The organism is Streptomyces sp. PA03-1a (assembly GCF_033792805.1).
Classification (GTDB): Bacteria; Actinomycetota; Actinomycetes; order Streptomycetales; family Streptomycetaceae; genus Actinacidiphila.
On the sequence record NZ_JARAVO010000136.1, the window covers coordinates 1 to 24,622 of the forward strand.

Annotated in this window: 21 protein-coding genes and 1 pseudogene; 17 read left to right on the plus strand and 5 right to left on the minus strand. The window is 71.7% G+C overall.

Annotation, left to right across the window (positions count from 1 at the left end):
• Positions 1-1,170, plus strand: a pseudogene (locus PV341_RS27385) (TerD family protein); the annotation flags it as partial.
• 249 nt (positions 1,171-1,419) lie between these two features.
• On the plus strand, positions 1,420-2,400 hold the full coding sequence (locus PV341_RS27390; RefSeq protein ID WP_500327216.1) for a TerC/Alx family metal homeostasis membrane protein: 981 nt from the start codon (positions 1,420-1,422) through the stop codon (positions 2,398-2,400).
• Positions 2,401-2,411: 11 nt separating this feature from the next.
• Here the strand turns inward: PV341_RS27390 and PV341_RS27395 are convergent, their stop codons facing one another.
• The 3 genes from PV341_RS27395 to PV341_RS27405 form a co-directional block, all read right to left on the minus strand.
• On the minus strand, positions 2,412-3,713 hold the full coding sequence (locus PV341_RS27395; RefSeq protein WP_500327415.1) for an MFS transporter: 1,302 nt from the start codon (positions 3,711-3,713) through the stop codon (positions 2,412-2,414).
• Between the two features lie 87 nt (positions 3,714-3,800).
• A complete protein-coding gene (locus tag PV341_RS27400; RefSeq protein WP_500327218.1) occupies positions 3,801-4,457 on the minus strand; it encodes an MBL fold metallo-hydrolase in 657 nt (218 codons plus the stop codon).
• Positions 4,458-4,461: 4 nt separating this feature from the next.
• Positions 4,462-5,193, minus strand: a complete 732-nt coding sequence (locus tag PV341_RS27405; RefSeq protein ID WP_500327219.1) for a maleylpyruvate isomerase family mycothiol-dependent enzyme — start codon at positions 5,191-5,193, stop codon at positions 4,462-4,464.
• A 209-nt stretch (positions 5,194-5,402) separates the two neighbouring features.
• Between PV341_RS27405 and uvrA the strand changes: the two genes are divergently transcribed.
• The 15 genes from uvrA (at position 5,403) to pgi (ending at position 22,979) form a co-directional block, all read left to right on the plus strand.
• Positions 5,403-8,318: an excinuclease ABC subunit UvrA gene (gene uvrA, locus PV341_RS27410; protein WP_500327221.1), complete on the plus strand. Its 2,916-nt coding sequence runs from the start codon at positions 5,403-5,405 to the stop codon at positions 8,316-8,318.
• Between the two features lie 75 nt (positions 8,319-8,393).
• Entirely contained in the window at positions 8,394-8,813 is a 420-nt protein-coding gene (locus tag PV341_RS27415) for a Rieske (2Fe-2S) protein (protein WP_499511243.1), read from the plus strand.
• A 39-nt stretch (positions 8,814-8,852) separates the two neighbouring features.
• The gene (gene uvrC / locus PV341_RS27420; RefSeq protein ID WP_499511242.1) at positions 8,853-10,898 is read left to right on the plus strand and encodes an excinuclease ABC subunit UvrC; all 2,046 of its coding nucleotides are present in this window, start codon (positions 8,853-8,855) and stop codon (positions 10,896-10,898) included.
• Entirely contained in the window at positions 10,895-11,818 is a 924-nt protein-coding gene (gene rapZ, locus PV341_RS27425; RefSeq protein WP_018557246.1) for an RNase adapter RapZ, read from the plus strand. Before uvrC ends, rapZ begins: the two co-directional genes overlap by 4 nt.
• A gap of 17 nt (positions 11,819-11,835) precedes the next feature.
• Positions 11,836-12,822 (plus strand): gluconeogenesis factor YvcK family protein, encoded by a 987-nt coding sequence (locus PV341_RS27430; RefSeq protein WP_500327222.1) that lies wholly within the window; start codon positions 11,836-11,838, stop codon positions 12,820-12,822.
• Positions 12,813-13,790: a DNA-binding protein WhiA gene (gene whiA / locus PV341_RS27435; RefSeq protein WP_499511240.1), complete on the plus strand. Its 978-nt coding sequence runs from the start codon at positions 12,813-12,815 to the stop codon at positions 13,788-13,790. Before PV341_RS27430 ends, whiA begins: the two co-directional genes overlap by 10 nt.
• 173 nt (positions 13,791-13,963) lie before the next feature.
• Positions 13,964-14,968, plus strand: coding sequence for a type I glyceraldehyde-3-phosphate dehydrogenase (gap, locus tag PV341_RS27440; RefSeq protein WP_499511239.1), 1,005 nt, complete (start codon positions 13,964-13,966; stop codon positions 14,966-14,968).
• A gap of 129 nt (positions 14,969-15,097) precedes the next feature.
• Positions 15,098-16,309 carry a phosphoglycerate kinase gene (locus PV341_RS27445; RefSeq protein ID WP_500327225.1) on the plus strand — a complete coding sequence of 404 codons (1,212 nt, stop codon included), beginning with the start codon at positions 15,098-15,100 and terminating at the stop codon, positions 16,307-16,309.
• Positions 16,310-16,313: 4 nt separating this feature from the next.
• The gene (gene tpiA, locus PV341_RS27450; protein WP_500327227.1) at positions 16,314-17,090 is read left to right on the plus strand and encodes a triose-phosphate isomerase; all 777 of its coding nucleotides are present in this window, start codon (positions 16,314-16,316) and stop codon (positions 17,088-17,090) included.
• Positions 17,091-17,212: 122 nt separating this feature from the next.
• A complete protein-coding gene (gene secG / locus PV341_RS27455; RefSeq protein WP_018557252.1) occupies positions 17,213-17,449 on the plus strand; it encodes a preprotein translocase subunit SecG in 237 nt (78 codons plus the stop codon).
• Positions 17,450-17,612: 163 nt separating this feature from the next.
• A complete protein-coding gene (locus PV341_RS27460) occupies positions 17,613-17,948 on the plus strand; it encodes an RNA polymerase-binding protein RbpA (protein ID WP_361803309.1) in 336 nt (111 codons plus the stop codon).
• A 111-nt stretch (positions 17,949-18,059) separates the two neighbouring features.
• Positions 18,060-19,040 carry an N-acetylglucosamine kinase gene (locus PV341_RS27465; RefSeq protein ID WP_500327229.1) on the plus strand — a complete coding sequence of 327 codons (981 nt, stop codon included), beginning with the start codon at positions 18,060-18,062 and terminating at the stop codon, positions 19,038-19,040.
• Positions 19,041-19,171: 131 nt separating this feature from the next.
• A complete protein-coding gene (locus PV341_RS27470) occupies positions 19,172-19,939 on the plus strand; it encodes a sugar isomerase domain-containing protein (protein WP_500327231.1) in 768 nt (255 codons plus the stop codon).
• Between the two features lie 78 nt (positions 19,940-20,017).
• Positions 20,018-21,271 carry an MFS transporter gene (locus PV341_RS27475; protein ID WP_500327232.1) on the plus strand — a complete coding sequence of 418 codons (1,254 nt, stop codon included), beginning with the start codon at positions 20,018-20,020 and terminating at the stop codon, positions 21,269-21,271.
• A 46-nt stretch (positions 21,272-21,317) separates the two neighbouring features.
• Positions 21,318-22,979, plus strand: coding sequence for a glucose-6-phosphate isomerase (gene pgi / locus PV341_RS27480; RefSeq protein ID WP_500327234.1), 1,662 nt, complete (start codon positions 21,318-21,320; stop codon positions 22,977-22,979).
• A gap of 87 nt (positions 22,980-23,066) precedes the next feature.
• On the opposite strand, the gene pgl is transcribed toward pgi, so the two are convergent.
• Together pgl and PV341_RS27490 are read right to left on the minus strand one after the other, a co-directional pair.
• The gene (gene pgl, locus PV341_RS27485) at positions 23,067-23,849 is read right to left on the minus strand and encodes a 6-phosphogluconolactonase (RefSeq protein WP_500327236.1); all 783 of its coding nucleotides are present in this window, start codon (positions 23,847-23,849) and stop codon (positions 23,067-23,069) included.
• Positions 23,846-24,622 (minus strand): glucose-6-phosphate dehydrogenase assembly protein OpcA (locus PV341_RS27490; protein ID WP_500359238.1); only part of this gene is annotated, 777 nt, incomplete at its 5' end. The genes pgl and PV341_RS27490, both read right to left, overlap by 4 nt.

Below are 24,622 nucleotides of genomic sequence, written 5' to 3' on the forward strand. Positions count from 1 at the left end.
ATGCTCCAGCCCGCGGCGTCACCCGCGACGGGCGCGGACTCCGTGCCGCACGCGGTGCCCCCGGCCTCCGCGCCCGTCGCGGGTGACGCCGCGGGCTGGAGCATGGAGGAACGGCTCTACAACCAGGTCTGGGGCATGTTCGAGGACCTGGCCCGCACCATCGCGGCGTACCGCAGCGCCGTCGACTTCGCCGAGTCCCGGCTCGACCAGGAGCTGGACACGCTCCTCGCCGACCCGCGCACCCGGGTCGGCCCCGCCGCCGAGGCCGCCCGCGACCAGGCCAGGGCCCGCCAGGCCGAACTGGTGGACCGGGCGCGTACCGTGCTCGACCGCGACCTGGCCCAGCTCACCGCCGAGGCCGAGGTGGTCGAGCCCGCCCTGCCGCCGCCCTACGCGGGCTGGGAGAGCCCGGTCTGGCACGGCTACCGCGCCCCCGCCGAGCCGCCGATGGCGGTCCGGCTCGGCGACCTCCACCTGCCCGAGCGCCCGGAGCTGCGCGTCCCCCTGCTGGTACGGCTGCCGCTGGAGCGCGGTCTGTGGGTGGACAGCGCCCAGGACCGCCGCCGTGCCGTGGACGTGGCCGTGGCGCTCGCCGCCCGCCTGCTGGCCTCCCATCCGGCGGGCGAGTGCGCCGTCCACGTCATCGACCCGGCGGGCTCCGCCGGGACGGCGCTGGCGCCGTTCACGGACTCCGGCGCGCTGCGCGAGCCGCCCGCCACCGGCGCCGCCGGGGTGGCGGCCCTGCTCGCCCGGCTCACCGAGCGGGTCGACCTGGTGCAGATGGCCCTGCGCGCCGACGTCCCCTTCGAGGTCCCCCCGGGCGTCGACCCGGCCCGCCAGGTGCTGGTCGTCAACGACTTCCCGTACGGCTTCGACGACCGCACGGTCAACCAGCTGCGCTACCTCGCCGACGAAGGCCCGCAGGTCGGCGTCCACCTGGTCCTGGTCGCCGACCGCGAGGACGCCCGCGAGTACGGTCCGCTCCTCGACCCGCTGTGGCGCTCCATGCTGCGGCTGACCCCGCAGCCCGACGACCACCTCGCGGACCCCTGGGTGGGCCACGCCTGGACGTACGAACCGCTGCTGGCCCCGGCCGGCAGCGCGGTCCTGTCGCAGGTGCTGCGCCAGGTGGCCGCCGCGCGCCGGACCTACGACCCGGGCCGCCACTGACCGGCCGACCGGTCCCACGGGACCCCGGTACACCCTCCTGATTGACCATCACTTTACTCTCTTTACCTTTCCTTGGGATTTCATGTACTCTTCTTTACGCGGAGGGGAGTACTCCCTGATTGCGGTGCATCCCGTCATCACGGGCCGGAACGGCCCCGGGACACCGGCCCCGGCCTGACGGCCCGGGTGGAAGAGACCTCCGGCAGCGACAACGCTGACAATTGCCAGCCCATCTGCCGGAGGCATCGCGTGGATGTATCCCTGACCCTGTGGGTGCTGACCATCGCCGGTCTGTGCGCCCTGATCGCCGCCGACTTCTTCATCGGGCGCAAGCCCCATGAGGTGTCCGTCAAGGAAGCCGGGACCTGGACCGTCGTCTGGATCGTCCTGGCCGCCCTGTTCGGGCTCGGCCTGCTGTTCTTCGCCGGCGGCCAGCCCGCGGGCGAGTTCTTCGCCGGCTACATCACCGAGAAGTCGCTCAGCGTCGACAACCTCTTCGTCTTCGTCCTGATCATGGCGAAGTTCGCGGTGCCGTCCCAGTACCAGCAGCGCGTGCTGCTCTTCGGCGTGCTCATCGCGCTCGTCCTGCGAGCGGCCTTCATCGCCGCCGGCGCCGCCATCATCGCCAGCTTCTCCTGGGTCTTCTTCATCTTCGGCGCCTTCCTCATCTGGACCGCGTGGAAGCTGGTCCAGGAGGCCCGCGCCGAGGAGCACGACGAGGAGTTCGAGGAGAACCGGCTGCTCAAGGCCGCCGAGCGCCGCTTCGGCGTCGCCGACCGCTACCACGGCACCAAGCTCTTCATTCAGCAGAACGGCAAGCGGATCATGACCCCGATGCTGGTGGTCATGCTCGCGATCGGCACCACCGACGTCCTGTTCGCGCTGGACTCCATCCCGGCGATCTTCGGCCTGACCCAGGACCCGTACATCGTCTTCACCGCCAACGCCTTCGCGCTGATGGGCCTGCGGCAGCTGTACTTCCTCATCGGCGGTCTGCTGAAGAAGCTGGTCCACCTCTCCTACGGGCTGTCGATCATCCTCGGCTTCATCGGCGTGAAGCTCGTGCTCCACGCCCTGCACGAGGCGGGGGTCCACGTCCCCGAGATCAGCATCCCGTTCTCCCTCGGCTTCATCGTCGTGGTCCTCGCCGTCACCACGGTCACCAGCCTCATGGCGTCGAAGAAGCAGGCGGCCGCGGACAAGCGCGACGAGGAGCACATCGACGCCTGACCCACGGCTCCTCAGCCCGGACGGGGTGCGCGGACCGCCGCGCACCCCGCCGTCGCGTCCGCGGCGGCCTCGCCCCGGGTCTCCGGCAGCGCCGCGAAGCAGCCGAGGCTGAGCAGCGCGACCCCCGCGACGTACGCCGCCACCGGCCAGGGCGTGCCGGAGCCCGCCGCCAGCCGGGTCGCCACGACCGGGGTCAGCGCGCCGCCCAGGACACCGCCGAGGTTGTAGCCCAGGGCGGCGCCCGTGCAGCGCACCCGGGGTGCGTACAGCTCCGGGAGGTACGCGCCCACGACGGCGAAGACCGTGATGAAGGCGAGCAGCTCCGCGGCGGACCCCACGGTGATCGCCACCGGCGAGCCGCTCGCGAGCAGTCCGGCGTAAGGGAAGATCACCACGCCCATCGCCGCCGTACCGGCCAGTGCCATCCGCCGGCGTCCGAAGCGGTCGCCGAGCAGTCCCGCCAGCGGGGTCAGGGCCCCCTTGACCAGGACGGCCACCAGGACGCAGCCCAGCACGACCGTGCGGTCCATGCCGAGGTGCTCCGTGGCGTACGCCAGCGACCAGGTGGTCACCGTGTAGAAGACGGCGTAGCCGCACGCCATGGCGCCCGCCGTGAGCAGCACCAGGCGCCCGTGCTCGCGCAGCAGCTCAGAGACGGGCACCCGGGCCAGGTCCCCGCGCCCCGCGGCCGCCGCGAACGCGGGGGTCTCCGGCAGCGCCGCCCGCAGCGCCAGCCCGGCCAGCGCCAGCACGCCCGCCACCCAGAACGGCACCCGCCAGCCCCAGGAGCGGAAGGCCGCGTCGCTCAGCCCCGCGGACAGGGCGAGCACGATCCCGTTCGCCAGCAGGAAGCCCACCGCGGGACCGGTCTGCGGCAGGCTCGTCCACAGTCCGCGGCGCCGCCCCGGCGCGTGCTCCGCGACGAGCAGCACCGCCCCGCCCCACTCGCCGCCCAGCCCCAGACCCTGCAGGAAACGCAGGGCCACCAGCAGCACGGGCGCGGCCGTGCCGATCGAGGCGTGAGCGGGGACGCAGCCGACGGCGGTGGTCGCCAGCCCGGTCAGCAGCAGGGAGCCGATCAGCACGGGGCGCCGTCCGACGCGGTCGCCGATGTGGCCGAAGAGGACCGAGCCGAGCGGGCGGGCGACGAAGCCCACCGCGAAGGTGCCGAAGGCGGCGAGGGTGCCCGCGAGAGCCGAGGCGTCGGGGAAGAACAGCGGTCCGAGGACGAGGGCGGCCGCGGTGCCGTAGGCGAAGAAGTCGTAGAACTCGATCGCGGTCCCGGCCGCCGACGCGGCGGCGATCCGGGCCATGGAGGGGGAGGGGGAGGTGCGCACGTGGGTCCAACGACGCACGTGCGCGGGGGTGGCGGCGCCGCAGGGGGCGCCGCCACGGAGCCGCTACCAGCCCCGCTCGCGCCATTCGTCGAGGTGGGGGCGCTCGTCGCCGAGCGTGGTGTCCTTGCCGTGGCCGGGGTAGACCCAGGTCTCGTCCGGGAGCCGGTCGAAGAGCTTGGCCTTGACCCCCTCGAACAGGCTCGTGAAGTGGTCCGGGTTGTTGTGCGTGTTGCCCACGCCGCCGGGGAAGAGGCAGTCCCCCGTGAAGATGTGCGGGTGCCCGTGGGGGTCGTCGTAGATCAGGACGATGCTGCCGGGCGTGTGGCCCACCAGGTGCCGGGCGGTGAGCTCGACCCGGCCGACCCGGATCCGGTCGCCGTCCTCGACCGGCACGTCGGTGGGGACGGGGATCCCCTCGGCGTCGTGGCGGCCCGCGTAGGTACGGGCACCGGTCGCGTCGACCACGGCCTGCAGCGCCTGCCAGTGGTCTGCGTGCCGGTGCGTGGTGACGACGGACGCGAGACCGTCGTTGCCGGCGACCTCCACGAGCGTGTGCGCGTCGTTCGCCGCGTCGACGAGCAGCTGCTCGTCGGTGGCGCGGCAGCGCAGCACGTACGCGTTGTTGTCCATGGGGCCGACCGCGACCTTGGTGATGATGAGGTCCTTGAGTTCGTGCACGTCGGGCGCGCCCCCGACCGTGACCTCGCCGCTGTACGTCATGGCGTCAGCCTAGTGGCGGCAGCACCGGCAGGGGTACGTCGGGCAGGGCGGTCAGGCCCTCGCCGTCGGAGCGGCCGCTGACCCAGGCGAGCAGGGCGTGCCGCGGCCCGCCGACGGTGAGTTCGGGCTCGTTCGCGGCGCCGATCACCCACTTCTCGCCGCTGTCGGTGTCGTGGATGCGGACGGCGGCGACGCCCTCGTGGCCGGACAGGTCGTCGATGATGGCGCCGAGCTCCCGTGCCGCGAAGTCCCCGGGGAGGTGCGCGCAGGTGTACTCCAGGCCGAGGTCGACGTGGTGGAAGTAGATCTCCATGAGCCGGAGGTACGGGATCTCGGCCGCGGCGACCACCCGGCCGGAGCGCATGACGACCTGCGCGGCCCAGTTCTGGGGCGGGAGCTCCTCGATGGCCAGGGCCAGCCTGTCCGCGGAGACGCGCAGGTCGTCGAGGTGCTCCGCGAGCGTGCGGCCGGCACCCTCCTCGATGTCCTTGTTGCGGCCGTCGGTGCTCTCGTACTGCGGGGTCTCCTCGCCGGTGCGCGCCCAGATCATCAGGTTCACCAGGGAGTCGGCGTTGCGCGCCAGGTGGGCCAGCACGTGGCCGCGGGTCCAGCCCGGCAGCCGCGACGGCTCGGCGACGCACGCCGGGGGCATGGCGGCCACGGTCTCGATCAGTCGTTCGGTGGCCTCTCGGAGTTCGGCCGCATCGTGGTCGGGGTCGGGTCGTTGGACAGACACGGAGCCTCCTGGTCGGACCGATCGACGTCTCCACGGAGACGCTAGCGCGGGACACTCATTCGGGTGAAGCTGCCGCACCGATGCCGGAAATCGAATGTGCGTGCTATAGGCTCGCTGTCAACGTAACCGGAAGAAAACTCGTCGGCGCCCCGTTTAGGCTGTCTGGGGGTGCTGTCCCCTTGTCTGTCTTTTGAAAGGTGCGCACTGGCGTGGCCGATCGTCTCACCGTCCGTGGCGCTCGCGAGCACAATCTGAAGAACGTCTCGCTCGACCTGCCACGGGACTCGCTCATCGTGTTCACCGGCCTCTCCGGGTCGGGTAAGTCCTCCCTGGCGTTCGACACGATCTTCGCCGAGGGCCAGCGTCGTTACGTGGAGTCGCTCTCCTCCTACGCACGGCAGTTCCTGGGCCAGATGGACAAGCCGGACGTCGACTTCATCGAGGGCCTGTCGCCCGCGGTCTCGATCGACCAGAAGTCCACCTCGCGCAACCCGCGCTCGACGGTCGGCACGATCACCGAGGTCTACGACTACCTCCGTCTGCTCTTCGCCCGCATCGGCAAGCCGCACTGCCCCGAGTGCGGCAGGCCCATCTCCCGGCAGTCGCCCCAGGCGATCGTGGACCGGGTGCTGGAGCTGGAGGAGGGGTCCCGCTTCCAGGTGCTCTCGCCGCTGGTGCGCGAGCGCAAGGGCGAGTTCGCCGACCTCTTCGCCGACCTGCAGACCAAGGGCTACAGCCGGGCCCGGGTGGACGGCGCGACCGTCCAGCTGACCGACCCGCCGAAGCTGAAGAAGCAGGAGAAGCACACCATCGAGGTGGTCATCGACCGCCTCACCGTCAAGGAGAGCGCCAAGCGCCGGCTGACCGACTCGGTCGAGACCGCCCTGGGCCTCTCCGGCGGCATGGTGATCCTGGACTTCGTCGACCTCCCCGAGGACGACCCGCAGCGCGAGCGGATGTTCTCCGAGCACCTGTACTGCCCGTACGACGACCTGTCCTTCGAGGAGCTGGAGCCGCGCTCCTTCTCCTTCAACTCGCCCTTCGGCGCCTGCCCCGAGTGCACCGGCATCGGCACCCGCATGGAGGTCGACCCGGAGCTCATCGTCCCCGACGAGGACAAGTCCCTCGACGAGGGCGCCATCGCCCCCTGGTCGCTCGGCCACACCCGGGACTACTTCCAGCGCCTGGTCGGCGCGCTCGCCGACGAGCTGGGCTTCCGCACCGACATCCCCTGGGCGGGGCTGCCGCAGCGGGCGAAGAAGGCCCTGCTCAACGGCCACAAGACGCAGATCGCGGTGCGCTACCGCAACCGTTACGGGCGCGAGCGTTCCTACACCACCTCCTTCGAGGGCGCGATCCCCTTCGTCCGGCGCCGGCACGCGGAGTCCGAGAGCGACTCCAGCCGCGAGCGCTTCGAGGGGTACATGCGCGAGGTGCCCTGCCCGACCTGTGAGGGGACCCGCCTCAAGCCGATCGTGCTGGCGGTCACCGTCCAGGGGAGGTCCATCGCCGAGGTCGCCGCGATGTCCATCAGCGACTGCGCGGAGTTCCTGCGCGGCATGAAGCTGAGCGCGCGCGAGAAGACCATCGCCGAGCGGGTGCTCAAGGAGGTCAACGAGCGGCTGCGCTTCCTGGTCGACGTCGGCCTGGACTACCTCTCGCTCAACCGCGCGGCCGGCACCCTCTCCGGCGGCGAGGCCCAGCGCATCCGGCTGGCCACGCAGATCGGCTCGGGCCTGGTGGGCGTGCTCTACGTGCTGGACGAGCCGTCCATCGGCCTCCACCAGCGCGACAACCACCGGCTCATCGAGACCCTGGTGCGGCTGCGCGACCTCGGCAACACCCTGATCGTGGTGGAGCACGACGAGGACACCATCAAGACCTCCGACTGGGTGGTGGACATCGGCCCGGGTGCGGGTGAGCACGGCGGCAAGGTGGTGCACAGCGGTTCGCTCAAGGACCTGCTGCGCAACAAGGAGTCGCTGACCGGTCAGTACCTGGCGGGCAAGCGCCAGATCCCGATCCCGGACATGCGCCGCCCGGTCGACGGGGAGCGCCGGCTGACCGTGCACGGCGCCCGGGAGAACAACCTGCGGGACATCGACGTGTCCTTCCCGCTGGGTGTCTTCACGGCCGTCACCGGGGTCTCCGGCTCCGGGAAGTCCACCCTGGTCAACGACATCCTCTACACCCACCTGGCCCGTGAGCTGAACGGCGCCCGGGGCGTCCCGGGCCGGCACACCCGGGTCGACGGGGACGACCTGGTCGACAAGGTGGTCCATGTCGACCAGTCGCCGATCGGCCGCACCCCGCGGTCCAACCCGGCCACGTACACCGGCGTCTTCGACCACGTCCGCAGGCTCTTCGCGGAGACGATGGAGGCGAAGGTGCGCGGCTACCTGCCGGGCCGCTTCTCCTTCAACGTCAAGGGCGGCCGCTGCGAGAACTGCTCCGGCGACGGCACCATCAAGATCGAGATGAACTTCCTCCCGGACGTCTACGTGCCGTGCGAGGTCTGCCACGGTGCCCGGTACAACCGGGAGACCCTGGAGGTCCACTACAAGGGCAAGTCCATCGCCGAGGTCCTGGACATGCCGATCTCCGAGGCGCTGGACTTCTTCGAGGCCGTCCCGACGATCGCGCGTCACCTGCGCACCCTCACCGAGGTCGGGCTGGGCTACGTCCGGCTGGGCCAGTCCGCGACGACCCTTTCCGGTGGTGAGGCGCAGCGCGTGAAGCTCGCCTCCGAGCTGCAGAAGCGCTCCACCGGCCGCACGGTCTACGTGTTGGACGAGCCGACCACGGGTCTGCACTTCGAGGACATCAGCAAGCTGATCAAGGTGCTCTCCGGGCTGGTCGAGAAGGGCAACACCGTGGTCGTCATCGAGCACAACCTCGATGTGATCAAGACGGCCGACTGGGTGATCGACATGGGCCCCGAGGGCGGCAGCGGCGGCGGTCTGGTGATCGCCGAGGGCACTCCCGAGCAGGTGGCGGGGGTGGGGGCGAGCCACACCGGCAAGTTCCTCAGGGACCTCCTGGGCGCCGAGCGGATCTCCGACGCCCCGCCGGTCCCGGCCAAGAAGCGGGCTGCCCCGCGGAAGCGGGCGGCGGCGAAGGCCTGACAGCCGGCTCAGAGTTTCGGCACGTAAGGTGCAGCTTTCAAGCTCTTTTCCTTACGTGCCGAAACGGAGCCCCTCATGGCCGACATCACCGACCTGCCCCCCTGCCGCCGTACCGTCCTGAAGGGCGCGGCCCTCGTGGGCGTCGCCGGGGTCGGCCTCACCGCCTGCGGCGGCTCCGGCAGCACGGTCTCCGACGGCCCCGTCGAGCTGGGCGCGGCCACCGAGGTCCCGGTCGGCGGCGCCAAGCTCTACCGCGAGGCCAAGATAGTCGTCGCGCAGCCCACGCAGGGCAGCTACCAGGCGTTCAGCGCCGTGTGCACCCACCAGGGCTGCACCTGCGACAAGGTCGAGGGCACCGCCCTGTCCTGCCCCTGCCACGGCAGCGTCTTCGACGCCGCCACCGGCGCCGTCCGCAACGGCCCGGCGACCAAGCCGCTGACCAAGGTCGACGTCCAGGTCAAGGAGGGCAAGCTCGTCGCCGTGACCGGGGCCTGAGACGGCGGGAATGTCACCGTCAATCAGTAGGGTGGGGGCATGGCCGATCCCTCCAGCTACCGCCCCAAGCCGGGACAGATTCCGGACTCTCCCGGGGTGTACAAGTTCCGGGACCAGCACGGCCGGGTGATCTACGTCGGGAAGGCGAAGAGCCTGCGCCAGCGGCTCTCCTCGTACTTCCAGGACGTCGCGAACCTGCACCAGCGCACCCGCACGATGGTCACCACCGCCGCCTCCGTGGAATGGACGGTGGTGACCACCGAGGTCGAGGCGCTGCAGCTGGAGTACTCCTGGATCAAGGAGTTCGACCCGCGCTTCAACGTGAAGTACCGGGACGACAAGAGCTATCCCTCGCTCGCCGTCACCCTGAACGAGGAGTTCCCCCGTGTCCAGGTGATGCGCGGCCCCAAGCGCAAGGGCGTGCGCTACTTCGGCCCCTACGCGCACGCCTGGGCGATCCGCGAGACCGTGGACCTGCTGCTGCGGGTCTTCCCCGTGCGCACCTGCTCCTCCGGGGTGTTCAAGCGTTCCGCGCAGATCGGCCGCCCCTGCCTGCTGGGTTACATCGGCAAGTGCTCGGCCCCCTGCGTCGGCCGGGTCAGCGCCGAGGAGCACCGCGAACTGGCCGAGGAGTTCTGCGACTTCATGGCCGGCCGCACCGGCACCTACCTGCGCCGCCTGGAGCAGCAGATGAGGGACGCGGCGGCCGCGATGGAGTACGAGAAGGCGGCCCGGCTCCGGGACGACATCGAGGCGCTCAAGCGCGCCCTGGAGAAGAACGCGGTCGTCCTCGCCGACGCCACCGACGCCGACCTGATCGCCGTCGCCGAGGACGAGCTGGAGGCCGCCGTCCAGATCTTCCACGTCCGCGGCGGCCGGGTGCGCGGTCAACGCGGCTGGGTCACCGACCGGGTCGAGGAGGTCGGCACCGCCGGGCTGGTCGAGCACGCCCTGCAGCAGCTGTACGGCGAGGAGCGGGGCGAGGGGGTGCCCAAGGAGGTGCTGGTGCCCGCGCTGCCCGACCCGTACGAGCCGGTCCAGCAGTGGCTCACCGAGCGCCGCGGCTCCCAGGTCAGCCTGCGGATACCGCAGCGCGGCGACAAGAAGGACCTGATGGCCACCGTGCAGCGCAACGCCCAGCAGGCGCTGGTGCTGCACAAGACCAGGCGCGCCTCCGACCTCACCACGCGCTCCCGCGCGCTGGAGGAGATCGCGCAGGCCCTGGACCTGGACTCGGCGCCGCTGCGCATCGAGTGCTTCGACATCTCCCACCTCCAGGGCGACGACGTCGTCGCCTCGATGGTGGTCTTCGAGGACGGACTGGCCCGCAAGAGCGAGTACCGCCGCTTCCAGATCAAGAGCTTCGCCGGCCAGGACGACGTCCGGTCGATGCACGAGGTGGTCTCCCGGCGCTTCCGCCGCTACCTGCTGGAGAAGCAGAAGACCGGCGAGTGGGTCGACGGGGACGGCGACGGTGGCGAGGAGGGCCCCGGCGAGGTCGCCGGCGGTCCCATCGACCCGGACACGGGCAGGCCGCGCAAGTTCGCCTACCCGCCGCAGCTGGTCGTCGTCGACGGCGGGCAGCCCCAGGTCGCCGCCGCCCAGCGGGCCCTGGAGGAGCTCGGCGTGGAGGACGTGGCCGTGTGCGGCCTCGCCAAGCGCCTGGAGGAGGTCTGGCTGCCCGGCGAGGACGACCCGGTGATCCTCCCGCGCACCAGCGAGGGCCTGTACCTGCTGCAGCGCGTCCGCGACGAGGCCCACCGCTTCGCCATCGCCTACCAGCGCAACAAGCGTTCCAAGTCGATGAAGGCCGGTGCCCTGGACGCGGTGCCGGGCCTCGGCGAGAGCCGCCGCCAAGCGCTGCTGAAGCACTTCGGCTCGCTCAAGCGGCTGCGGGCGGCCACGGTCGAGCAGATCTGCGAGGTCCCCGGGGTCGGCCTGCGCACCGCCGAGGCCGTGCTCGCCGCGCTGGCCGGGGCCGCCCCGGCCGGACCGGCGGTCAACACCGCCACAGGAGAGATCATCGAGGAAGAGGGGACGGCCGGTCCCGTGACCGTCCCCACGGAACGGGGGCACAGCTCATGAACGCGAACGACGGAGGCGGAGCACAGGTGACGACCGGAGGAGCGGGAGAGGCGGCCGAGGCCATCCCCGAACTCGTGATCATCTCGGGCATGTCGGGTGCCGGGCGCAGTCACGCGGCCAAGTGCCTGGAGGACCTCGGCTGGTTCGTCGTGGACAACCTGCCGCCGGCCCTCATCCCCACCATGGTCGACCTCGGCGCCCGCTCCCAGGGCAACGTGGCACGGATCGCCGTGGTCGTGGACGTCCGCGGCCGGCGCTTCTTCGACAACCTCCGCGAGTCCCTCGCGGACCTGGACTCCAAGGGCGTCAAGCGCCGGGTGCTCTTCCTCGAGGCCTCCGACGAGACGCTGGTGCGCCGTTTCGAGTCGGTGCGCCGCCCGCACCCGCTGCAGGGCGACGGGCGCATCGTCGACGGCATCGCCAAGGAGCGGGAGCTGCTGAGCGAGCTGCGCGGCGACGCCGACCTGGTGATCGACACCTCCAGCCTCAACGTCCACGAGCTGCGCGCCAAGATGGACGCCCAGTTCGCCGGCGAGGAGGAGCCGGAGCTGCGGGCCACCGTCATGTCCTTCGGCTTCAAGTACGGCCTCCCCGTCGACGCCGACCTGGTCGCGGACTGCCGCTTCCTGCCCAACCCGCACTGGGTGCCCGAGCTGCGGCCGTACACCGGTCTCAACGACGAGGTCGCCACCTACGTGTTCAACCAGCCCGGCGCCAAGGAGTTCCTCGACCGCTACGCCGAGTTGCTGCACATCGTCAACGCCGGCTACCGCCGCGAGGGCAAGCGCTACGTGACCATCGCGGTCGGCTGCACCGGTGGCAAGCACCGCAGCGTCGCCATGTCCGAGCGCCTGGCCGCGCGACTGTCCGCCGACGGAGTGGAGACGGTGGTCGTCCACCGGGACATGGGGCGCGAGTGATCAGGACGACGCGGCGCTTGCGCCGGTCGGCAGGGCGCAGCGGGGCCACGCCCAAGGTCGTGGCATTGGGAGGCGGGCACGGACTGTCCGCCTCCCTGTCGGCTCTGCGGCGCATCACCCAGGACCTGACCGCGGTGGTCACGGTCGCCGACGACGGCGGCTCCAGCGGCCGCCTGCGCCAGGAGATGGGGGTGCTGCCGCCCGGCGACCTGCGCAAGGCGCTGGCCGCGCTGTGCGGCGACGACGAGTGGGGCCGCACCTGGTCCCAGGTCGTCCAGCACCGCTTCGTCAGCCAGGGCGAGCTGCACGGCCACGCCGTGGGCAACCTGCTGATCGTGGCGCTGTGGGAGCAGCTCGGTGACCCCGTGGCGGCCCTGGAGTGGGTGGGCCGGCTCCTCGGCGCCCACGGCAGGGTGCTGCCCATGTCCGCGGTGCCGCTGGAGCTCACGGCCACGGTGCGCGGTCACGACCCGGCGGAGCCGGACGAGGTCACGACCGTGCACGGCCAGGCCACCGTCGCCCTCACCCCCGGTGAGGTGCAGGAGGTGCAGTTGGTGCCGCACGACCCGCCGGCCGTCCCCGAGGCGGTGCAGTCCGTGCTCGACGCGGACTGGGTGGTGCTCGGCCCCGGATCCTGGTTCTCCTCCGTGATGCCCCACCTGCTGGTGCCCGATCTGGTGTCCGCGCTCATGGAGACCCGGGCCCGCAAGGTGCTCGCGCTCAACCTCGCGCCGCAACCTGGTGAGACCGAGGGCTTTTCTCCGCAGCGTCACTTGGAGGTTTTGGCCCGACACGCCCCTAAACTCACCATCGACGTGGTGCTGGCCGACGAGGCCGCCGTGCTCGACCGCGACAGCCTCATACAGGCAGCCGAGCGGTTGTCGGGCACGGTGGAGCTGGCCCGGGTCGCCGCCCCCGACGGGCCGCGGCACGATCCGGAACTGCTGGCGGCCGCGTTCGACCGGATTTTTCGTATGCATGGAAGGATCGGCCCATGGCGATGACGGCAGCGGTGAAGGACGAGATCTCCCGGCTTCCCGTCACCCGGACCTGCTGCCGCAAGGCGGAGGTCTCGGCGATCCTGAGGTTCGCGGGCGGACTGCACCTGGTCAGCGGACGCATCGTGATCGAGGCGGAGCTGGACACCGGGATCGCCGCCCGCAGACTGCGCAAGGACGTCCTGGAGATCTTCGGGCACTCCTCCGACCTGGTGGTCATGGCGCCCGGCGGGCTGCGCCGCGGCAGCCGGTACGTGGTGCGGGTGGTCGCCGGCGGTGACCAGCTGGCCCGCCAGACCGGGCTCGTGGACGGCCGCGGCCGTCCCATCCGGGGCCTGCCCCCGCAGGTCGTCTCCGGGGCCACCTGTGACGCCGAGGCCGCCTGGCGCGGGGCGTTCCTGGCCCACGGCTCGCTGACCGAGCCGGGCCGTTCCTCGTCCCTGGAGGTCACCTGCCCCGGCCCCGAGGCGGCCCTTGCCCTGGTCGGCGCCGCCCGCCGGCTGCAGATCGCCGCCAAGGCGCGCGAGGTGCGGAACGTCGACCGCGTGGTCGTCCGTGACGGTGACGCCATCGGCGCGCTGTTGACGCGGCTCGGCGCGCACGAGTCGGTGCTGGCGTGGGAGGAGCGGCGGATGCGGCGCGAGGTGCGCGCCACCGCCAACCGGCTCGCCAACTTCGACGACGCGAACCTGCGCCGCTCGGCCCGCGCCGCGGTGGCCGCGGGTGCGCGGGTGCAGCGGGCGCTGGAGATCCTCGGCGACGAGGTGCCCGAGCACCTCGCGGCGGCCGGCCGGCTGCGCATGGACCACAAGCAGGCCTCGCTGGAGGAACTGGGCTCGCTCGCCGAACCGCCGCTCACCAAGGACGCGGTGGCGGGCCGGATCCGGCGCCTGCTGGCGATGGCCGACAAGCGCGCCTCGGACCTCGGCATCCCGGGCACCGAGTCCAACCTGACCGAGGAGATGGTGGGCTGAACCCGCCGCGGCCCGCCCGCCCCGTCCGGTTACCGTTCCGTACGGCGGGCACCCGTGGCGCCGATGTCACCGCCGGGTGCCCGGGGAGGTAGGGTCGTCCTTGGTCGGGGACATCCCAATACGTCGCAGCCGGAGCGAAATGGCCTCCGGCACACCAGCGAGGAGATCGGTTCGTGACGATCCGCGTAGGCATCAACGGCTTTGGTCGCATCGGTCGAAACTTCTTCCGTGCCGCCCTGGACCAGGGTGCGGACATCGAGATCGTGGCTGTCAACGACCTGGGTGACACGGCCACCACCGCGCACCTGCTCAAGTACGACACGATCCTGGGCCGCCTGAAGGCCGAGGTCACGCACACCGCCGACTCCATCACCGTCGACGGCCACACCATCAAGGTGCTGTCCGAGCGCAACCCCGCCGACATCCCGTGGGGCGAGCTCGGCGTCGACATCGTGATCGAGTCCACCGGCATCTTCACCAAGGCCGCCGACGCCAAGAAGCACCTCGACGGCGGCGCCAAGAAGGTCATCATCTCGGCGCCCGCCTCCGACGAGGACATCACCATCGTGATGGGCGTCAACAACGAGAAGTACGACCCGGCGAAGCACAACATCATCTCCAACGCGTCCTGCACCACCAACTGTGTGGCGCCGATGGCCAAGGTCCTCGACGAGAACTTCGGCATCGTCAAGGGTCTGATGACCACCGTGCACGCGTACACCAACGACCAGCGCATCCTGGACTTCCCGCACAAGGACCTGCGTCGCGCCCGTGCCGCCGCGGAGAACATCATCCCGACCTCGACGGGTGCCGCGAAGGCCACCGCCCTGGTGCTCCCGCAGCTGAAGGGCAAGCTGGACGGCATCGCCATGCGCGTCCCGGTCCCGACCGGCTCCGTGACCGACCTGGTCATCGAGCTCGAGCGCGAGGTCACCAAGGACGAGGTCAACGCGGCCTTCCAGAAGGCCGCCGAGGGCCAGCTCAAGGGCATCCTGGAGTACACCGAGGACCCGATCGTCTCGTCGGACATCGTCAACTGGCCGGCCTCCTGCACCTTCGACTCCTCGCTGACGATGGCGCAGGGCAAGCAGGTCAAGGTCATCGGCTGGTACGACAACGAGTGGGGTTACTCCAACCGCCTCGTCGACCTGACCGTCTTCGTCGGCGGCCAGCTCTGACACCCGCTCGACCGCCCGCCATGCGATGAGGACAGGGTCCGGACGACGTGCCGTCGTCCGGGCCCTGTCCCATGACGTGGCGGTCGGAGCGATCCGACCAGTCAGGACCAAGGCAGGGGAGCCTCCACCATGAAGACGATCGACGAACTCGTCGACGAGGGGGTCGGCGGCAAGCGCGTGTTCGTGCGCGCCGACCTCAACGTGCCGCTGTCCGGCACGACCATCACCGACGACGGCCGCATCCGCGCCGTCGTACCGACCATCGCCAAGCTGGCCGAGGCCGGCGCCAAGGTGATCGTCGCCTCCCACCTGGGCCGCCCCAAGGGCGCGCCCGACCCGCAGTTCTCGCTCGCCCCCGTCGCGGCGCGTCTGGGTGAACTCCTGGGCACGCAGGTGGCGTTCGCGACCGACACGGTCGGCGAGAGCGCCCGCGGGACGGTGGACGCCCTCACCGACGGCTCGGTGGCGCTGCTGGAGAACCTGCGCTTCAACCCGGGTGAGACCAGCAAGGACGACGCCGAGCGCGGCGCCTTCGCCGGGCAGCTGGCCGAGCTGGCCGAGCTGTACGTCGGTGACGGCTTCGGCGCGGTGCACCGCAAGCACGCCTCCGTGTACGACCTCCCGGCCCGGCTGCCGCACGCCGCGGGCCTGCTGATCGCCACCGAGGTCACCGTGCTGAAGAAGCTCACCGAGGACGTGTCCCGTCCGTACGCGGTGGTGCTCGGCGGCGCCAAGGTCTCCGACAAGCTGGGGGTCATCGACCACCTGCTGGAGCGTGCCGACCGGATCCTGATCGGCGGCGGTATGGTCTACACCTTCCTCAAGGCCCAGGGCCACGAGGTGGGCAACAGCCTGCTGCAGGAGGACCAGATCCCCGCGGTCACCGAGTACCTGGAGCGCGCGAAGGCCAAGGGCGTGGAGTTCGTGCTGCCCGTGGATGTCGTCGCCGCCCCGTCCTTCCCGGATCTGAAGAACCCGGTCGACACCAACCCGCTGGTCGTCGGCGTCGACGCCATCCCCGCCGACGTGCAGGGCCTGGACATCGGTCCGGAGTCCCGCAAGCTCTTCGCCTCGAAGCTCGCCGACGCGGCCACCGTCTTCTGGAACGGCCCGATGGGCGTCTTCGAGCACCCCGACTACGCCGAGGGCACCCGCGCGATCGCCCAGGCGCTGATCGACAGCCCCGCGTTCACCGTGGTCGGCGGCGGCGACTCGGCCGCGGCCGTCCGTATCCTGGGCTTCGACGAGAACGCTTTCGGCCACATCTCGACCGGTGGTGGCGCGAGCCTCGAGTACCTCGAGGGCAAGACGCTCCCCGGCCTCGCCGCACTGGAGGACTGACCCGATGACCTCGCGCACGCCGATCATGGCGGGCAACTGGAAGATGAACCTCAACCACCTCGAGGCCATCCACCACGTCCAGAAGCTCGCCTTCGCGCTCAACGACAAGGACTTCGACGCCGTCGAGGCCGTCGTACTGCCGCCCTTCACCGACCTCCGGGGGGTGCAGACCCTGATCGAGGCCGACAAGCTGAAGATCAAGTACGGCGCCCAGGACCTGTCGCCGCACGACTCCGGTGCCTACACCGGTGAGATCTCCGGCTCGATGCTGGCCAAGCTGAAGTGCTCGTACGTGGTCATCGGCCACTCGGAGCGCCGCCAGTACCACCACGAGACCGACGAGCAGGTGAACGCCAAGGTCAAGGCGGCGTTCCGGCACGAGCTGACGCCGATCGTCTGCGTCGGCGAGGGCCTGGACGTCCGCAAGGCCGGTGAGCAGGTGGCGTACACCCTCGCCCAGGTCGACGGCGCCCTGAAGGACGTCCCGGCCGAGCAGGCCGCGACCCTGGTCGTCGCCTACGAGCCGGTGTGGGCCATCGGCACCGGCGAGGTCGCCACCCCCGAGGACGCCCAGGAAGTCTGCGGGGCGATCCGCGGCCGTCTGGCCGAGCTGTACGGCCAGGAGGTGGCCGACGCGATCCGCATCCAGTACGGCGGCTCGGTCAAGGCCGGCAACATCGCGGCGATCATGGCGCAGCCGGACGTGGACGGCGCCCTGGTCGGCGGCGCGGCGCTGGACCCGGAGGAGTTCGTCAGGATCATCCGCTTCCGCGACCAGTAAGTTTCGCGGCAGTAGGCTGTCGGGCCCTGCCCGAAGTACTCTGTCGGGGGTCGGAGCGCTGCATAGCAGGCAGCGGCCCGGCCCCCGCGTCGTCCTAGGTCACCGAGAGAGTTGGTCCAGCTGTGGTCATCGGGTTCTCCATCGCCCTCATCATCTTCAGCCTGCTGCTGTTGCTGCTCGTGCTGATGCACAAGGGCAAGGGCGGCGGTCTGTCCGACATGTTCGGCGGCGGCATGCAGTCGTCCGTCGGCGGTTCCTCGGTGGCCGAGCGCAACCTCGACCGGATCACGGTTGTCATCGGTCTGCTGTGGTTTGCGTGCATTGTCGCCCTCGGGCTTCTGCTGAAGTTCCAGAAGTGACCGAGTCCCCGGCTTCCGGGGAGAAGTGACGCTTCGTCGTCGGCGCGACTTATCATGGGAGCGCGTCATGGGATACGGTGCCCTTTCCCCGCAGGCGCGGGGGGTGGACCGGTCTCCGTAAACTGGGCGACCTCGCAGCACCATCACGCAGGGAGTTACGACCGTGGCAAGTGGCAACGCGATCCGTGGCAGTCGGGTCGGGGCGGGGCCGATGGGAGAGGCCGAGCGGGGCGAGTCCGCGCCGCGCCTGCGCATCTCCTTCTGGTGCTCCAACGGGCACGAGACCCGGCCGAGTTTCGCGAGCGACGCGCAGATCCCGGAGACCTGGGACTGCCCTCGCTGCGGCTTCCCGGCCGGACAGGACGAGGAGAACCCCCCGGCGCCGCCGCGCACCGAACCGTACAAGACGCACCTGGCGTACGTGCGGGAGCGGCGCAGCGCGGCCGACGGCGAGGCGATCCTCGCCGAGGCGCTCGCCAAGCTGCGCGGCGAGATCTGAGCCGTACCGGCTGAAACTCCATGGGCCCGGCCCGCGAGGAAGACCCTTCTTTCGCGGCCGGGCCCGTCGCGTCCCTTCGACTGTGCGTAACCAAAACGTATACTCCGTGTCGTGTCTCTGGTGATCGGCATCGATGCGGGCGGAACCCGGACGCGCGCCTACCTGGCCGAGGCGGCGCGCGAAGGCGTGGTGCTCGGCGAGGGCGAGGGCGGGCCCGGCAACGCGATGACCGTCGAACGTGTGGCGCTGACGCAGCACCTCGCGGACGCCATCCGCGGCGCGGTCCCGGAGGACCGCAGAGGCGAGGTCACGTCCGTCGTGGGCGGCTTCGCCGGTGCGGCGGTCGGCACCGGCCCCGAGACGGGGCACGAACTGGCGACCTCCTGTCTGCGGGCGGCGCTCGACAGCCACGGCGTCGGCACGCCCGAGGTGACGGTCTGCGGCGACATCGAGGTCGCCTTCGCCTCCGCGCCGGGCACGCCGGCGGACGGTCTGGCCCTGGTCGCCGGGACGGGAGCCGTCGCCGCGCGGATCGAGAAGCGCCAGCAGACCCTCGTCGCGGACGGCAACGGCTGGTTGATCGGCGACGAGGGCAGCGGGTTCTGGCTGGGCCGTGAGGTCATGCGGGCCGCCCTGCGCGCGCTGGACGGGCGCGGGCCGTGGACGATCCTCGTCGAGGGCGTGCTCTCCCACTACATGGGTTCCCCCGGAGGCCCGTACCTCGCGCAGGAGCGTCCCGGCGGCCACGAGTGCCACGTGCTGCGCAACCGTCTGGTGCCGCTGGTGTACGCCGAACCCCCGGTCAGGCTGGCCCGGTTGAGCCCGCTCGCCGTCACCGCCGACCGGGACGGCGACGAGGTCGCCGGTTCCCTGCTGGACGACGCCGCGGACGAACTCGCCGCCACCGTAGCCGCGCTGGACCCGCGCCCGGGCGAACCCCTGGTCGTCACCGGCGGGCTGCTGGGCCCGACGGGGCCGTTGCTCGGCCGGGTGGTGGCCCGTGCCGAGGAGATGGACCTGGACGTCCAGCCGGTGCGCGACGGCGGCGCGGGCGCGCTGGCGTTGGCCCGGCTGCGGGTGAACGGGGACTGAGCGGGAGCGAACCGGACGGTTCGGGCGGCGCCGACAGGAGGCGTCCACCGGGGGATTGACGTGGACTAGACCTCTCGTCCATCGTTTCGGAGGAGCATCCGCCGGATCACTGGACTCAGGGGGAATCGGCCATGGCCGACGACGTGACGACCACCGCCGCACGCTTCGCCGACGAGGCGAGGACGGTCATCGACCGCGTGGTCGCCGGCAACAAGGACTCCGTGGCCGCCGCCGCCCGGCTGATCGCCGACTGCGTCGCCGCGGACGGCATCGTCCAGGCCTTCGGGACCGGCCACTCGCAGGCCACGGCGCTGGAGATCGCCGGACGTGCCGGTGGGCTCATCCCCACCAACCGCATCGGGCTGTCGGACCTGGTGCTCCGGGGCGGCGAGGACCTCTCGGTGCTCTCCGACCCGTTGCTGGAGCGGTCGCCGGGGCTCGGCAAGCGTCTGTACGAACTGGCCGCCCCGCATCCGCGGGACGTCTTCGTCGTCATCTCCAACTCCGGCGTCAACAACTCGATCGTCGACTTCGCCCTGCACGTGAAGGACGCCGGCCACCCGCTGATCGCCCTCACCTCGCTGCGGCACACCCGTTCCGTCCCGGCGCTGCACGCCGGTGGCAAGCGCCTGGCCGACGTCGCCGACGTCGTCCTGGACAACGGCGCGCCGACCGGCGACGCCCTGCTCCCGCTGCCCGACGGCGGCTCGCTGTGCGGGATCTCCACGATCACCTCGGCCATGCTCGTCCAGATGACCGTCGCCGAGGCCGTCGGCCTGATGACCGCCGAGGGCCACCAGGCACCGGTGTACGTCTCGGCCAACGTCCCCGGCGGCTTCGAGCGCAACCTCGTCCTGGAGCGCCACTACGGGGAGAGACTGCACCGCGGAGGGTTCTGACCTGCGCGGACGCTGCGTTGTCAGTGGCCCCCGCTACGGTCTGTGACGAAGGTCGAGGACCGGTGAGCGGGGGGATCCATGAGCGTCGGCATCGTGCAGGGCCGGGAGCGCACGCCGCAGTGGCGGGGCGGGTTCGGGCGGCTGTGGACGGCCGCGGCGGTCTCGCGGTTCGGTGACGGGCTGCGGGCGGCGGCGCTGCCGCTGCTCGCCGTGGGCCTGACCGACTCGCCGCTGCTGGTCTCGCTCGTCACCGCCGCCGGCTTCGTGCCCTGGCTCGTCTTCGGGCTGCTCGGCGGGGCGGTGGCCGACCGGGTGGACCAACGGCGCGCCATGTGGGCCGTGGACGCCGTGCGGGGCGCGCTCACGGCCGTCTTCGCGTTCGCGGTGTGGCTGGACCGGGCGGGCATCGCGTTGCTGCTCATGCTGGCGTTCGCGCTGACCACACTGCAGACCCTCTTCGACAACGCGGCGACCTCACTGCTGCCGGCGGTCGTCCCCTCCCGGTCCCTGGGCCGCGCCAACGCCCGCCTGATGACCGGTCAGACCATAGCCGCGACCTTCCTCGCCGCGCCGCTGGTTCCGGTGCTGTTCGGCCTCACGGCCGCGCTGCCGTTCGGGGTGGACGCCCTCACCTACGCGGTCGCGGCCGGGCTGGTGGCCTCGCTGCGGCTGCCCGCACCCGAACGGGCGGCGCGGGCCGCGGGCCGCACCATGCGGCAGGACATCGCCGAGGGCATACGGGTGCTGTGGCGGGACCGCGTGCTCCGGGCGCTGTGCACGGCCAACACCGTGGTCAACGTGGGCATCGGCGCCCTGGTGGCGACCCTCGTCCTCCAGGTCACCGGCTGGCTCCACGCCGGGCGCACGGGATACGCCCTCGTGCTGGTCGCCTACGGGGCGGGCAGCGTGGCCGGGGGAGCGGCCGCGGGGCGGCTCTCCGCGCTGCTGGGCGGCCGCGTCAGGAGCCTCGCGCCGGGCCTGGCACTCCAGGCCGGCTGCCTGGTCGTGGCCGGCACCGTGCGCTCCCTGCCGGTGACCGCGGCCGCCCTGGCCGTCTTCGGTGCCCTCGGCATGGTGTGGAACGTCAACGAGACCACCCTGATGCAGCAGCGCACGCCCGCGAAGTTGCTGGGCAGGGTGAGCGCGGCCATGCGCACCCTGGGAGTGGCGGGGGCTCCGCTCGGCGCCCTGCTGGGCGGCGCCGCGGCGCAGATCCTCGGGCCGAACACCCCGCTGCTGCTCGCGGCCGCCGTGCTGGGCTGCGCGTTGCCTGTTCTTCGTCCGATCGTCACCACGCCAGACGGCGGAGGTGAAACAACGGCGTGCAGGTAATCAACTAGTTTGGACCTGCAGCAGGAGGACGAGGAGAAGTGGACTGATGTCCGATACCAACACGCAGGGCCGAACCCGTCTCGACCAGCGGCCCGAGTGGCACGCGCTCGCCGAGCACCACGAGGAGCTGGGCGCGACCCACCTGCGGGAGCTGTTCGCCGCCGACCCGGACCGCGCCCGGCGCTACACCGTGCAGGTCGGCGATCTCCATCTGGACTACTCCAAGCACCTGGTGACCGACGAGACGCTGCGTCTGCTGCGCGACCTCGCGGCGGCCACCGGTGTCGCCGCACTGCGGGACGCCATGTTCAGCGGCGAGAAGATCAACGTCACCGAGGACCGCGCCGTGCTGCACACGGCGCTGCGCGCCCCGCAGTCGGCCGAGATCACGGTCGACGGCGTCAACGTGGTGCCCGGGGTCCACCACGTGCTCACCCGGATGGGGAGCTTCGCCAACTCCGTCCGCACGGGCAAGTGGGTCGGCTCGACCGGACGCCGCATCAAGAACGTGGTGAACATCGGGATCGGCGGCTCCGACCTGGGACCGGCGATGGCCTACGAGGTGCTGCGCGCGTTCACCGACCGCGGGCTCACCTTCCGGTTCGTCTCCAACGTGGACGGCGCCGACCTCCACGAGGCGCTGCACGGACTGGACCCCGCCGAGACGCTGTTCATCGTCGCGTCCAAGACGTTCACCACCATCGAGACCATCACCAACGCCACCTCGGCGCGCGAGTGGCTGCTCGACGGGCTCGGCGGTGACCAGGACGCGGTGCGCTTCCACTTCGTGGCGGTGTCCACGAACGCGGCGGAGGTCTCCAAGTTCGGCATCGACACCGACAACATGTTCGAGTTCTGGGACTGGGTCGGCGGGCGTTACTCGTACCCGTCCGCCATCGGGCTCTCGCTGATGATCGCCATCGGCGAGGAGCAGTTCCGGGAGATGCTGGCCGGCTTCCACCTCGTCGACGAGCACTTCCGCACCGCCCCTCCGGAGGCCAACGCGCCGCTGCTGATGGGTCTGCTGGGCGTCTGGTACGGGCAGTTCTTCGACGCGCAGGCGCACGCCGTCCTGCCGTACAGCCACTACCTGTCGAAGTTCACGGCCTACCTGCAGCAGCTCGACATGGAGTCCAACGGCAAGTACGTGGACCGCGAGGGACGGCCCGTCGACTGGCAGACCGGGCCGGTCGTGTGGGGCACGCCCGGCACCAACGGGCAGCACGCCTACTACCAGCTGCTGCACCAGGGCACGAAGTTCATCCCCGCGGACTTCATCGGCTTCGCCAACCCGGTCGAAGAGCTGGAGCCGGCCTTCGCCGCCCAGCACGACCTGCTGATGGCCAACTTCTTCGCCCAGACGCAGGCGCTGGCCTTCGGCAAGACCAGCGAGGAGGTCCGTGCCGAGGGCGTCCCGGAGGCGCAGGTCCCGCACCGCACCTTCCGCGGCAACCACCCGACGACGACCGTCCTCGCCAAGGAACTGACCCCGTCGGTGCTGGGGCAGCTGGTGGCGCTCTACGAGCACAAGGTCTTCGTACAGGGCGCGGTCTGGAACATCGACTCCTTCGACCAGTGGGGCGTCGAGCTGGGCAAGGTCCTCGCCAAGCGTGTGGAGCCCGCCCTGACCGAGGGAGCCGAGGTGCCCGGTCTTGACGCGTCCTCCAAGGCCCTCGTGGCCACCTACCGGTCGCTGCGCGGCCGCTGAGACGCCGCAGACGCGGTAGAAGGACGCCGGGCGGGCTCCTCGGAGCCCGCCCGGCGTCCTGTGTCGCGTCCCGCGCCGGTCACCGCCTCACGGGGAGGACGGCGGGTACAGCTGCGGGGGCAGCTTCGCGGCGGCCGTACGGTCCAGCAGCCACAGCGTGCGGGCCCGCCCATGGGCACCCGCCGCCGGGGCCTGGATCTCACCGGGCCCGGACAGGGCGATGGCCACGGCGCCCGCCTTGTCCTCGCCCGCCGCCAGCAGCCACACCTCGCGGGCGGCACGGATGGCGGGCAGGGTGAGCGAGATCCGGGTCGGCGGCGGCTTGGGGGAGCCGTGCACGCCCACGACCGTGCGCTCGGTCTCGCGGACCCCGGGGTGCCCGGGGAACAGCGAGGCCACGTGCGTGTCCGGCCCCACGCCGAGCATCAGCACGTCGAAGGAGGGCACCGGCCCGTGGTCCTCGGGACCGGCAGCCGCCGCCAGTTCCTGGGCGTAGGCCTCGGCAGCGGCGTCCGCGTCGTTGCCGAGCGGCCCGTCCGAGGGCGGCATGGGATGGACCCGCGCCGGGTCGACCGGAACCGCGTCGAGCAGCGCCTCACGGGCCTGGGTCTCGTTGCGCTCCGGATCGCCCGAGGGCAGGAACCGCTCGTCGCCCCACCACAGGTCCAGCCGCGCCCAGTCCACCGCGTCCCTGGCCGGCGAGGCGGCCAGGGCGGCGAGCAGGGCGTTGCCGTTGCGTCCGCCGGTGAGCACCACCGAGGCGGAGCCGCGGGCGGCCTGGGCGTCCACGATCTTCGTGATCAGCCGGGCCGCCGCGGCCTGCGCCATCAGTTCCTTGTCCCGGTGGACCACCACCTGGGGGGCGGTCACGTGACGGCCGCCTTGTCCGAACCGCCGTTCTGGGCCGGCCCTGCCCCCGCGGCGGCCGGCTCGGCGGCGTCCTCGGCGCGCCCCAGCCGGTCCACGCCGAACTTGACCGCGGCCGCGTACGCCTCGTCGGGATCGAGCCGGCGCAGCTCCTCGGCGATCAGGTCCGAGGTCGCCCGCCGCTGCAACGCCACGTGCCGGTCCGGCTGGCCGGGGATGGCGAGCTCGGCCAGGGCGCCGGTCGGCCGGTCCAGGCAGATCTCGCCGTCCGCGGTCGCCAGCCGTACGGCGGTGATGCCGGGGCCGTCGGAGACCTTCCGCCTGACGGGCACACCGAGCCGCCGGGCGAGCCACAGCCCGAGCAGCTCCGTGCTCGGGTTGTACGCCTCGCCCTCGACGACGGCGCCCTTGACCGCTGCCTCCTTCTGGTCCAGGGCCGCGGCCAGCACGCTGCGCCACGGGGTGATCCGGGTCCAGGCGAGGTCGGTGTCGCCGGGGGTGTACGTCTCGGCGCGCAGTCCCAGTGCGGCGACCGGGTCCTCGGTGGCCGCCGCGTCGGTGATCCGGCGGGCCGCGAGCTGGCCCAGCAGGTCCTCGGCGGGGTTCGCCGGGGCGTCCTCGGGCCACCAGACGACGACGGGGGCGTCGGGCAGCAGCAGCGGCAGCACGACGCTCTCGGCGTGGTCGGCGAGTTCGCCGTGGAGGCGGAGCAGGACGGTCTCGCCGGTGCCGGACTCGCCGCCGACGCGCACCTCGGCGTCGAGGCGGGCGCTGCG